General features: G+C 69.9%; 15 protein-coding genes. 3 read left to right on the top strand and 12 right to left on the bottom strand.

Annotated elements, in window-relative coordinates:
• Together A8W25_RS30040 and A8W25_RS30035 are read right to left on the bottom strand one after the other, a co-directional pair.
• On the bottom strand, nt 1-865 hold an 865-nt coding region (locus tag A8W25_RS30040), incomplete at its 3' end, for an undecaprenyl-diphosphate phosphatase (RefSeq protein ID WP_067167533.1).
• Nucleotides 866-985: 120 nt separating this feature from the next.
• Nucleotides 986-1,789 carry a TVP38/TMEM64 family protein gene (locus A8W25_RS30035; RefSeq protein ID WP_079126527.1) on the bottom strand — a complete coding sequence of 268 codons (804 nt, stop codon included), beginning with the start codon at nt 1,787-1,789 and terminating at the stop codon, nt 986-988.
• A gap of 120 nt (nt 1,790-1,909) precedes the next feature.
• Between A8W25_RS30035 and A8W25_RS35290 the strand changes: the two genes are divergently transcribed.
• Nucleotides 1,910-2,407, top strand: coding sequence for a hypothetical protein (locus A8W25_RS35290; RefSeq protein WP_234386655.1), 498 nt, complete (start codon nt 1,910-1,912; stop codon nt 2,405-2,407).
• A 32-nt stretch (nt 2,408-2,439) separates the two neighbouring features.
• Here A8W25_RS35290 and A8W25_RS30025 read toward each other — a convergent pair whose 3' ends face one another.
• The gene (locus A8W25_RS30025; protein ID WP_234386654.1) at nt 2,440-3,324 is read right to left on the bottom strand and encodes an MBL fold metallo-hydrolase; all 885 of its coding nucleotides are present in this window, start codon (nt 3,322-3,324) and stop codon (nt 2,440-2,442) included.
• Nucleotides 3,325-3,452: 128 nt separating this feature from the next.
• Here A8W25_RS30025 and A8W25_RS30020 point away from each other — a divergent pair, with 128 nt between their 5' ends.
• On the top strand, nt 3,453-3,881 hold the full coding sequence (locus tag A8W25_RS30020) for a MarR family winged helix-turn-helix transcriptional regulator (RefSeq protein ID WP_067167532.1): 429 nt from the start codon (nt 3,453-3,455) through the stop codon (nt 3,879-3,881).
• A 19-nt stretch (nt 3,882-3,900) separates the two neighbouring features.
• Here the strand turns inward: A8W25_RS30020 and A8W25_RS30015 are convergent, their stop codons facing one another.
• Entirely contained in the window at nt 3,901-4,344 is a 444-nt protein-coding gene (locus A8W25_RS30015; protein ID WP_067167530.1) for an Lrp/AsnC family transcriptional regulator, read from the bottom strand.
• Nucleotides 4,345-4,453: 109 nt separating this feature from the next.
• Here A8W25_RS30015 and A8W25_RS30010 point away from each other — a divergent pair, with 109 nt between their 5' ends.
• Entirely contained in the window at nt 4,454-5,404 is a 951-nt protein-coding gene (locus A8W25_RS30010; RefSeq protein ID WP_067167529.1) for an SMP-30/gluconolactonase/LRE family protein, read from the top strand.
• 111 nt (nt 5,405-5,515) lie between these two features.
• Here A8W25_RS30010 and A8W25_RS30005 read toward each other — a convergent pair whose 3' ends face one another.
• The 8 genes from A8W25_RS30005 to A8W25_RS29970 form a co-directional block, all read right to left on the bottom strand.
• Entirely contained in the window at nt 5,516-6,100 is a 585-nt protein-coding gene (locus A8W25_RS30005) for a TerD family protein (protein WP_067167528.1), read from the bottom strand.
• Between the two features lie 47 nt (nt 6,101-6,147).
• The gene (locus A8W25_RS30000; RefSeq protein WP_067167527.1) at nt 6,148-7,311 is read right to left on the bottom strand and encodes a sensor histidine kinase; all 1,164 of its coding nucleotides are present in this window, start codon (nt 7,309-7,311) and stop codon (nt 6,148-6,150) included.
• Nucleotides 7,308-7,991 (bottom strand): response regulator transcription factor, encoded by a 684-nt coding sequence (locus A8W25_RS29995; RefSeq protein WP_067167526.1) that lies wholly within the window; start codon nt 7,989-7,991, stop codon nt 7,308-7,310. Before A8W25_RS29995 ends, A8W25_RS30000 begins: the two co-directional genes overlap by 4 nt.
• Nucleotides 7,992-8,089: 98 nt before the next feature.
• Nucleotides 8,090-8,281 (bottom strand): hypothetical protein, encoded by a 192-nt coding sequence (locus A8W25_RS29990; RefSeq protein ID WP_067167525.1) that lies wholly within the window; start codon nt 8,279-8,281, stop codon nt 8,090-8,092.
• A 101-nt stretch (nt 8,282-8,382) separates the two neighbouring features.
• Nucleotides 8,383-8,850, bottom strand: coding sequence for a hypothetical protein (locus A8W25_RS29985; protein WP_067167535.1), 468 nt, complete (start codon nt 8,848-8,850; stop codon nt 8,383-8,385).
• A 19-nt stretch (nt 8,851-8,869) separates the two neighbouring features.
• The gene (locus A8W25_RS29980) at nt 8,870-9,085 is read right to left on the bottom strand and encodes a hypothetical protein (protein WP_067167524.1); all 216 of its coding nucleotides are present in this window, start codon (nt 9,083-9,085) and stop codon (nt 8,870-8,872) included.
• Nucleotides 9,086-9,242: 157 nt separating this feature from the next.
• On the bottom strand, nt 9,243-9,650 hold the full coding sequence (locus A8W25_RS29975; protein ID WP_067167522.1) for a DUF1992 domain-containing protein: 408 nt from the start codon (nt 9,648-9,650) through the stop codon (nt 9,243-9,245).
• Nucleotides 9,651-9,769: 119 nt separating this feature from the next.
• Nucleotides 9,770-10,279 (bottom strand): MarR family winged helix-turn-helix transcriptional regulator, encoded by a 510-nt coding sequence (locus A8W25_RS29970; protein WP_067167520.1) that lies wholly within the window; start codon nt 10,277-10,279, stop codon nt 9,770-9,772.
• Nucleotides 10,280-10,420: the final 141 nt, after the last annotated feature.

The raw sequence follows: 10,420 nt of genomic DNA, 5'->3' as shown, positions 1-10,420 counted from the left end.
CCTCGCCCGCATGCGGGCTGAGGACATCGGCTCCGACCAGGGCGAAGAGGACGATGCCCAGCAGGATGCGGTAGATCACGAACGGCATGAAGCTCTTGCTGGAGATGAACTTCATGAACCACGCGATGACGACGTATCCGACGCCGAAGGCGATCACCGTGGCGAAGAGTGTCTCGGCCATCGGGGCCTGGCCCTCGCCGCCCGCGTCCTTCAGCTCGAAGACGCCCGAGGCCAGGACCGCGGGGATGGCGAGCAGGAAGGAGTAGCGGGCCGCGGACTCGCGGGTGTAGCCCATCAGGAGGCCGCCGCTGATGGTGGCGCCCGAGCGGGAGACGCCCGGGATCAGGGCCATGGCCTGGCACATCCCGTAGACCAGGCCGTCCTTGACGCTCAGGTCCTGGAGCGACTTGCGCTGCTTGGCCGCGCGGTGGCGGCCGCCGGCCTCGTCGCGGGCGGCGCGGCGGTCGGCGATGCCGAGGACGACGCCCATCACCACCAGCGTGGTGGCGATCACCCGCAGATCGCGGAAGGTGGTGTCGATCTGGTCCTTGAGGACGATGCCGAGCACGCCGATCGGGATCGAGCCGACGATGACCAGCCAGCCCATCCGGGCGTCCTGGTCGCCGCGCATCGACCGGTCGGTGAGCGAGCGGAACCACGCCGAGATGATCCGGACGATGTCCTTGCGGAAGTAGATGAGGACGGCCGTCTCGGTGCCGATCTGGGTGATCGCGGTGAACGCCGGCCCCGGGTCCTGCCAGTCGGCGAAGGCCGCGGTGAGCCGGAGGTGCGCGCTGGAGGAGATCGGCAGGAACTCCGTCAGCCCCTGGACGAGCCCGAGGATGAACGATTCGAACCAAGACATGGGGCGTGGGCCATCCCGGGTGCTGAAGACGGTTGTGGGCACGACGATCCGACGGCCGGTATGACGGTGTGATCGGCGGCCGGTCGCAGGGCAGCGTACAGGCCCGAGATGAAGCGGGAGTTATGCGGTCCTGCCGGGCACGGGCGGCCCGGCGGGCTCGGCCGCATACTCCCCGGTGGGCTCCCCGTCCGTGGCGGCCGTCCGCGGCCCCGCCGGCTGGGCCCGCCCGCTCAGCCGGTGCCGCTTGCGCCACGCCACCGCCGCCGCGCCCAGGCCCGACACCGCGATGAACGCCATCGCGATCAGGAACACCGGCGAGGTCGGGGACGCGGCGCGGCTGCCCGCGACCACGTACGCCGCCGTATTGGGCACCGAACCGAGGCCCGTCGCGAGCAGGAACGGCAGCCAGCCCATCCGGGAGACGGCGGCGCAGTAGTTGGCCGCCGCGAAGGGCACGCCGGGGAAGAGCCGGATCGCCAGCATCGAGCGGAACCCGTGCCGGCTGAGCTGGCCGTCGGCCGCCTTGAGCCAGCGGCCCCGCAGCAGCGGCCGCAGCGCGTCCTGACCCAGCACCCGGCCGAGGCCGAACGAGATGCCGGCGCCGAGCACCGTTCCGGCGAGTGCGGACGGCAGCCCCGCCTGGGACCCGAAGATCGCTCCCGCGGCCAGGTTGAGCAGGGGGCGCGGTACGAAGGCGGCGGTGCACAGACCGTACGCCACACCGAAGAGCACCACCGCGGCGCCGCCGCCGAGGCGGTGCGGCCAGCCGTCGGCGAGCAGCCGCTGCGGCTCAAGGAGCAGCACGGTCGTGGCGGCCGCCGAGAGCACCAGCACCAGGAGGGCCAGGCGCGCCCAGGGCGAGAGCAGGACCCTGGTGCAGCGCACGGCGAGCCCGGCGGACGGGCGGGCGACGTCGTCGAGCATCCGGGGAGACTAACCGACGCGGGCATGTGATCGCCGTAACGGGCGTCGCGTTATGGCCGCCGCCGGGTCGACGGGTCGTCGCCGGGCAGGCGTTGGCCATCGTGTGCGGGGCACCCTGCCATGACGCGGCGGCGCTTCGGGGCGGTGCTTCGCGGCGGTGCTCGCCTGGTGGGCCTCGGCCGTGGCGTCGGCAGCGGGCGGGCCTCGGCCGTGTCGCCGGGACCGGGCGGCGTGCCCTGCTGTGACGCGGCGGCGCTCGCCGGGTGGGCCTCGGCCATGTCGCCGGGACCAGGGCAGCCGTCGGCCACCCCCACGACGCCCGCCACCACCCTGACCATCACGTCGACCGTCCGTCAGCTCAAGCACGGCACGTGCATACGGTGGACCGGGCCCGCCATCGGTGAAGGGCTGCGCATCGACCGGGGCGTTCACGTCTGGAACTTCATCAAGGTGCGGGGCGGTGTCCTCGTACAGACCGAGGAGACCTGGACCGGTGACCAGGTCGAAGCGGATGTGCCGACCTCCCTCAAGTACCTCGGAGGAGGCCTTGAGGAGTGGTTGAAGGAGCTGACGGCCACGGCCGAGGCCCGTTCCCCCCGCCACTCCGGGCAGGGCTGACACGCCGGTCGGACCGGGACTGCCGTACCGGGTCAGGCGTCCAGAGGACGCCAAGCCGGGCCGGTTCCGTCCTGCCGCACGTGTCCGAACACCACGTCGGCGAAGTGGACACCGAAGCCGATCGTGCCGGGCTCCGCCAACTCCGCGACGAGACGCCGGCGGTGGCCGGCGGTCAGGGCGGGATCGTGGTCGAAGCCCGAGGACCACTCGGGGTGGTCGATCTGGATCGGTGAGTGCACGGCGTCGCCGAACGCGATCAGTCGCCGCCCGCCCCCGGTGATGACGTATTCGGCGTGCCCGACGGTGTGGCCGGGGGTGATCCGCACCCGTACGCCGGGGAATACCTCCTGCCCGTCGGCGATCGTCCGTACGCGCGGTGCCAGGGCCGCGACCTGCTCGGCCATTCCCTCGGCCTCCAGGAGGTCGCGCCCCTGCCATTCCACCTCGGAGATCAGGTAGTCGGCGTGCGCCAGCAGGGGCTGCTCACCGCCGGGAACGGGGTGGCAGGCCCAGCCGAGGTGGTCGGGGTGGAGGTGGGTGAAGGCCACCGCCTCGATGTCCTCGGGGGAACGGCCGAGTGCGGCCAGACTCTCCGGGAGAGCGCCTCCCTGGATCACACCGAGCGGCCCGTCCGGAGCCTCGTACGTCTGCGGGCCGAAGCCCGTGTCGATCAGCAGCGCGCGCTCCCCGTGCTCGACCAGCAGGCCGCCGACGCTCCCCACCAGATGGCCCGTGGCGTCCAGGTACTCCGGGTGTGCGGCCCACACCTCATCGGTGGTGTCCTTCAGCAGGTGCAGCGGCCGGAGCCGCACATCGCCGTCCGGGACGTACGAGACCTTTGTGTCGCCCAGCCATATGGAGCGGATTCCCGCAGGTCGGCGCAGTCGTACAGCGTGATCCACCGTCAGGTCGGCCATGGATTCTCCCCTGTGAGCCATCGTCGGATCGCCGCTGCTCCTGCGGCGGCGACGCCCACCATAAGCATCAAGTTCGAATCATTCAAGCTGTAATTATGTTGTCTTGATGGAGTTGCTAAGGTGGTGGCATGACGACGTCCCCCGAGCAGCAGGCCATCGCCGAGCGACAGCTGTGCGGTCTGGTGAACGGGCTGGCCCAGCGGATCGCCGAGCATGTACGGGAGCGCGCCGTCACCCTGGGGCTGACCGCGTCCCAGGCGACCGCACTGCGGGAGATGAGCGGGCCGATGACCATGCGGGAGCTCGCCGAGCGGATGAGCTGCGAGCCCTCCAACACCACCTTCGTCGTCGACAAGCTGGAGAAGCAGAGCCTCATCGAGCGCCACCCGCACCCCACCGACCGCCGCGCCAAGCACCTCGTCCTCACCGCCGAGGGCACCGCACTGCGCGAACGCCTCCTCGGGCTCCTCGCGGTGGACTCCCCGCTGTCCGGCCTCGCCCCGCAGGAGCAGCGCGTGCTCCACGGTCTGCTGGAGCGGGCCATCACCTCCGCGTGAGCCGGCCCCGGCGCGGCCGCTAGCCCTCCTGGGGCGAGAGCGGCCGCTCGAAGAACGTCTCCAGCACCACCGTGGCCTGGGTTCCGCTGACCCCGTCGATGGCGTAGATCCGGCGCAGTACGTCCTGCAGTTGCTCGGTCGTCGCGGTCCTGACCTTCACCAGCACCGAGGCGCTGCCGGCGATGACGTGCGCCTCCAGGACTTCGGGGAGTGCGGCGAAGTCGTTCGCCGAATCACCCATCCACGAGGTCGAGTCGACCATGACATAGGCCAGGACGACACTGCCCACCGCGGCCGGATCCACCTCGACGGTGGTGCGCCGGATGACGCCGCGCTCGCGCAGTTTGCGCACACGCTCATGAGCGGCACCGGCGGACAGGCCGACGGCCTGTCCCAGTGCGGCGTAGGACTGGGTGGCGTCCTGCTGGAGCTGCGCCAGCAGGGTCCGGTCTATGTGATCCACAACTCTCCATTCGGGATCGTCTTGTATTGACCATAGCTCATCCTGCAATGTGCACGGCAGGCCGAATGAACTTCGGCAGGTGTGACATCCGTGGACGAGGGAGGGCCCCATGGCCGGCGAGCACGCAGGGCTGTACGAGATGTTCGACGAGCGGTTCCGTACCGGACGCTGCATGAACGGAGACGAGGCGCTGGAGGTCCTGTACACCGGGTGCCGCTGGGCCGAGGGGCCGATCTACGTGCCCGCCTGGCGGCAGGTCGTCTGGAGCGACATCCCCAACGACCGGATGCTGCGCTGGGACGAGGAGACCGGTGCCGTCAGCGTCTTCCGGCGCTCCGCCGGGCACACCAACGGCAACACCCTCGACCGGGAGGGCCGGCTGGTCACCTGTGAGCAGGGCAACCGTCGGGTGACCCGCACCGAACACGACGGCACGGTCACCGTCCTCGCGGACCGGTGGCAGGGCAAGCGCCTGAACAGCCCGAACGACGCGGCGGTCAAGTCCGACGGTTCGATCTGGTTCTCCGACCCGGACTTCGGTATCACCAGTGACTACGAGGGCTATCGCGCGCAGAGCGAGATCGGGGCCAACAACGTCTACCGCGTCGATCCCGCCACGGGTGAAGTGCGGCTGGTCGCCGACTGCTTCGGGGCGCCGAACGGGCTGGTCTTCTCGGACGACGAGCGGCAGCTGTTCGTCTCCGACACCCGGGCCGGCTGCATCCGGGTCTTCGACGTACGCGACGACGGCACACTGTCCGACGGCAAGGTCTTCGCCGAGGCGCAGGGCCGCGAGAGGGCCCGCTTCGACAACCTGCGCTTCGACGACGGCGGTCGGCTCTGGGCCGCCGCGATGGGGGACGGGGTGCACTGCTACGACCCCGACGGCACCCTCATCGGGCGGCTCAACGTCCCCGAGGCGGTCGCCAACATCTCCTGGGGCGGCGCCAAGCGCAACCGCCTCTTCATCGCCGCCGAGACCAGCCTCTACTCGGTGGTCATGGCCGTCACCGGCACCCACCCGACGGGACCGGGCCGACGTCCCTGGCTGCAGGCGTAGTACCTATGCGGAGCCCTCGGCTGTCGCTGATGCCGTGCGTCGGCGACAGCCGGAGGGGCTTGCGCAGTCCCGCGGACCCGGACCCGATCGTCGCTCGGGTCACGGGCCGGGCTACTTGCTGATGGCGAAGCGCATCAGGGCGTGCTCGTCGCCCTGCTTTATCTTCCCCGTCACATTGATGACTTCGAGCTTCCAGCTGTTGCCGACCCGCATGGCCTTGGCCACGGCGCAGCCGTTGTCCTGGCTGAGCAGGCTCGGCCAGATGTCGGCGACCTGCTGGGCGCTTCCCCCGGTCGCGTCGTAGACCTTGAAGCTGATGTTGCGGGCCTTCTGGAAGGAGCTGCCCTTCTTGAACGCGGCGGCGACGAACACGACCGAGGTGATCTGCTCGGGGATCCGCGCGAACTCGACCGTGACGGTCTCGTCGTCACCGTCGCCACGACCTGTCTGGTTGTCACCGCTGTGCACCAGCGAGCCGTTGCCCATGGGGTCCAGCGAGTCGAGACCCGCGAGGCGCACCGGGTCCGCGCCCTGCATCGCGACGGCGATCAGGTCCAGGTCGGTACCCGACTTGCGGCGGAGCAACCCGACAACTCCACCACTGCTGCCGGCCGTCGGGTCCCAGGAGACCCCGATGGACAGATGGGTCACTCCGTCCAGGTCTGCCGGGCCGGAGTCCTTCGTAAGCGTGATCATGCGTGGCTCATCCTCTTCGGTAACGGACTACAACACACAAAGTGTGCCTAACGCCCTGGTGATTGAGGCAGGCGGGTGGTCAGGTGTGCTCCGTGCGGGGCGGGAGTGATGGTAAGCGTGCCACGGTGGAGGGTGGTGATACGGAGGGCGATGGCGAGGCCCAGGCCGGTTCCGCCGGTGTGGCGGGTGCGTGCGGTGTCGAGGCGGGTGAAGCGTTCGAAGACACGGGCGTGGTCGCGGGGTGGGATACCGGGCCCGTCGTCGAAGACGTCGAGGACGGCCTGCCGTTCGGCGGCGTCGTCCCTGAGACGGACGGTGACGCGGCTGGTGGCGTGGCGTTCCGCGTTGTCGAGGAGGTTGCCCAGGACCCGGGCGAGCAGGGCGGGATGGCCACGGACGACCATCGGCTCGGCGAGGATGTCGAGGTGGAGTGCCACATGGGTGGGCGGGTGGCGGCGGGCTGTTTCCTCACGGACCAGGTCGGTCAGGTCCACCTTCTCCATGCGGTGCTGCTCAGGGGGCTTGTCGAGGTCGAGACGGGCCAGAAGCAGCAGGTCCTCGGTGAGGTGCTGCAGGCGCCGGGTGTCGCCGAGGGCGGCTCGTACCACGTCGGGCCAGTCGGCCCGGTCCGGGCGGGCCAGGGCGATCTCGAGCTCGGCCTGAAGTGCCGCCAGGGGGTTGCGCAGTTCGTGCGAGGCGTCGGCGACGAAGCGCCGCTGCTGCTCCACGGTGGTCTGGAGCCGGTGCAGGCCGGAGTTCATCGTCCGGACCAGTTCGTTGAGCTCATCGCCGTTGCCGGGGAGGGGGAGGCGGCTTCTGGAGGCGCCCGAGACGATCAGGGAGAAGTAGCTGCGGGCTTCCTCCACCGGTCGCAGCACGCTGCCGAGGGCGAACCAGCAGGACCCTGCCGCCACGACGGCGACCGCGGTCACCGCCCACAGCCACATCCAGCCGGAGACGGCCGGATCCGCTGGTGTCTCGTGCGGGCGAACGAGCCCCAGGTTCCGGCATATCTCCAGGACCGGGGAGTCCCGTCCGGCCGCGGATGATCTGTCATCGGAGTCGCGGAGGTCGACGCTGTCGGCGGTGAACACGGTCACCATGCCCAGGACGACGACGGTGCCGAGGGCGGCGATGCCGGCCGCACGACGGGTGAGCCGGGCGCGGACCGTCGTGGGCGAGAGCAGACGGGACATCTCCAGACGGCTCATACGGGTGTCCTGCCGTGGTCGAGGCGGTATCCGACGCCGCGGACGGTGTGGATGGTACGGGTGCCGAACGGGGTGTCGATCTTGCGCCGCAGAGCGGAGACGTACACCTCGACGATGTTCACGTCGCCGTCGTAGGCGTGGTCCCACACGTGTTCCAGGACCTCGGTCTTGGTCACGACCTCGCCGTGGCGCAGGGCGAGGTATTCCAGCACCGAGAACTCCCTCGCCGTCAGGGCGAGTACGGTCTCACCTCGTCGGCAGCGCCGGGCGGCCGGGTCGATCTCGAGGTCACCGATGTGGATGACGGCGGGGCGCTCACGGCGGCCGCGCCGGACGAGGGCGCGCAGTCGGGCGACCAGGGCGACGTAGGAGAAGGGTTTGGTGACGTAGTCGTCCGCGCCGGTGTCCAGCCCCTCGGCCTCGTCGTACTCGCCGTCCTTGGCGGTCAGCATCAGTACCGGAGTCCATACGCCGGCCTCCCGCAACCGGGAGCAGAGGCGGAAGCCGTTCAGCCCGGGCAGCAGGACGTCCAGCACGATCACGTCGTAGTCGTCGCCGTGCGCCAACTCCAGCCCGTGCGGCCCGTCGTGGGCCACATCCACCGCGAACCCGTCACCGGACAACCCCCGGCGCAGCAGCTCTGCCAACCGTTCGTCGTCTTCGACCAGCAGTATGCGCATGCTCACACGATGCCGTATGCCGCAGGGCAGTTGAAGGTTGCTGAAAGATCCTCAGGAACCTTCAGGATCCCTTCAGCCGGGGGCTGGGAGCATCCTCATCACCACCTCGCGACCCGGTGGTTGGCGCAGGGGGATCCCGTCAACAGCGGCAGTGCCACGGCGGACGCGTCCGGCATCCGGGTGGCCACGAGCGCCGCGGGGGTGCGCTCGACGTCGTTGCGGCACAGCCTGGAGAAGGCGGCCGGGGGTATCCCGGTCGTGGTCGAAGAGGAAGGGCCGGCAAGGGACATGGGTGGTTGAGGTCCGTCCCCCACCCACCGGCGCCGGTCGCGGGAAGCCCCGCGACCGGCGCCGGGGTGTGGTGAACCACCGCGTACAGCCGCCGTGTGTGTCACTCGGCCGCGGCGATCCAGGTCTCCAACTGCTCGGTGGTGGTGGAGGGATCCGCGACGAGCACGGCGAGCTCGTCGTCGGGGGAGTTGAGTGTGGTGATGGCGGGGCAGCGGTGGCAGGCGTCCACCCCCGCCTGGTGCCACCACTTGCAGTGGGGACGCAGATGGCACCGTGGCACGGCCCCCGAGGTGTCGGGTGACGGCAGGGTCTGTATGCGCTCGATCAGGCCGCAGGCGTCGTCGACCCGGTTGGCGCAACCGGACACGCAGTGCGAGGCGAACCGGAGCACTCGGTGGGGCGCGATGCCCTCCGGGATGCCGGGCAGCACCTGAGCTGCCGGCACCGGCTCGGCCAGATAGACGACTTGGCCGTTCTCCCCCGACCGGACACCCAGGACGACGGATTCCGGACGGTGTGCTTCCCCGCTGGGGCACCAGGTGACGTGGTCTTCCCCCGGACTGTCCACGGTGCGCACCCGCGCCCGCTCAGGAGTCGACGGTGTCGGGACTGCTGGTCACGGCCCCGAGGATGGGCCCACCCGTGGTCTCGCCGTTCGCCTGCTCCGCGGCGACCGCCTTGTCGAGGTGTGCGGAGAGCTGCTGCGCGTCGATGCGTTGGGCCGCCTGGGCGGTGCCGGCGGCAGCGAGGAGCCCGGTGACGAGCGCCGCGGTCGCGGCCGCCGCCCGTATGTTGTGGTTCATGCTGTCCCTCCCTGAACGTTCTCTTCACGACTGACAGAGGCGACCGTATGCACCAACTCACGTTCGTGGAAGTTGTTTTGGGGCGCATCTTTTCAGCCACGGACAGGGTTTCGGGCGGCGGCGGTGGAGGTCTGCCGGGACGCGTCGGTGTGAGCCGTCAGGCCTCGCCGCGCGCCTCGCGCCACTCCCGTACGGCCTCGTTCACGTCGATCGGCTTCCTGCCCAGCGGCGGTCCCGGAGGCGGCTGCCGGAGCATGGCGGTGATCTTGTCGTTGACCGGTTCCAGAAGCGCCCGCACTACTCGTTCGGAAGGCGCCTTGGCCACCGCGGCCAGCGTGTCCTCGATCTCCTTGCGGAGTGCCAGGGACGGCGGCAGCATCCCGGTGACGCCTTCGCGGGCCATCTTCTGGCGTATCCACCACATCTCGTCGTACGGCTGCGCGGCGTCGGGCAGTGGCTTGCCGAAGCCCGGCAGCTCGGTGAACTCGCCGCGCTCCTGCGCCTCACGGATCTGCCGGTCCACCCATGTCTCGACGCTCATACCCGCCGGCTTGCGCTCTGTCACCAGATCACTCTCCCCGTAAACGGAAACCGCACGCTCAATCCTGGAACGACACACTCAAGCCTAGCCGGGGTGCCGGTCCGGGCAGGGGAGGGGTGCCGGTCCGTTCGGGCGGGCGGTGCTCAGGTGCCGACCGGAGGGGGCGTGTCCCCGTACGACTCCAACAGCCCTTCCAGTGTGGCGGCCAGGTGGGAGTGGTCTTCGGCGGACAGAGCTCGGAGCAGGCGGGCCTCGTTGGCGAGGTGCAGCGGGAGTACGTGGTCGACGACGTCGAGGCCACGCGGTGTGAGGCGGATCTTCACGGAGCGGCGGTCGGCGTCGTCCCGCACTCGTGTCACGAGGCCCTTGGCGTCCATCTTGTCGACGCGCAGGGTGATGGCGCCGGTGGTGACCAGCGACGTCTTGAGGAAGACTCCCGCGGTCAGCTCATAGGGGGCGCCGGACCGCCGAAGGGTGGCCAGTACGTCGAACTCCCCGGGGTCCAGGTCGTGTTGGGCCAGGAAGTCCTTGATTTCCTTGTCCCACATCCGGGACAGCCGCATGATCCGGCCGACCACCGCGACCGGCGACACGTCGACGTCCGGGAGCTCGCGGCGCCACTGCTCCAGAACCCTTGCCACGGCATCGGCCATCGGTCCTCCAGTTTCCAGAAAGTGAATGAGCGCTCATTGAATCATTGACGCATGCATGAGTGCTCGTTATCTTAGTGCTCATCTAATGAGTGCTCGCCCATGAGGAGAAGCGGCCATGTCCTACCCCGACCCCCGTTACCC

Source organism: Streptomyces sp. ERV7, assembly GCF_001653515.1.
In the GTDB taxonomy this organism is placed as follows: Bacteria; Actinomycetota; Actinomycetes; order Streptomycetales; family Streptomycetaceae; genus Streptomyces.
Note: the sequence above shows the minus strand (reverse complement) of the source record. Positions and strands in the feature narration are given on the sequence as shown.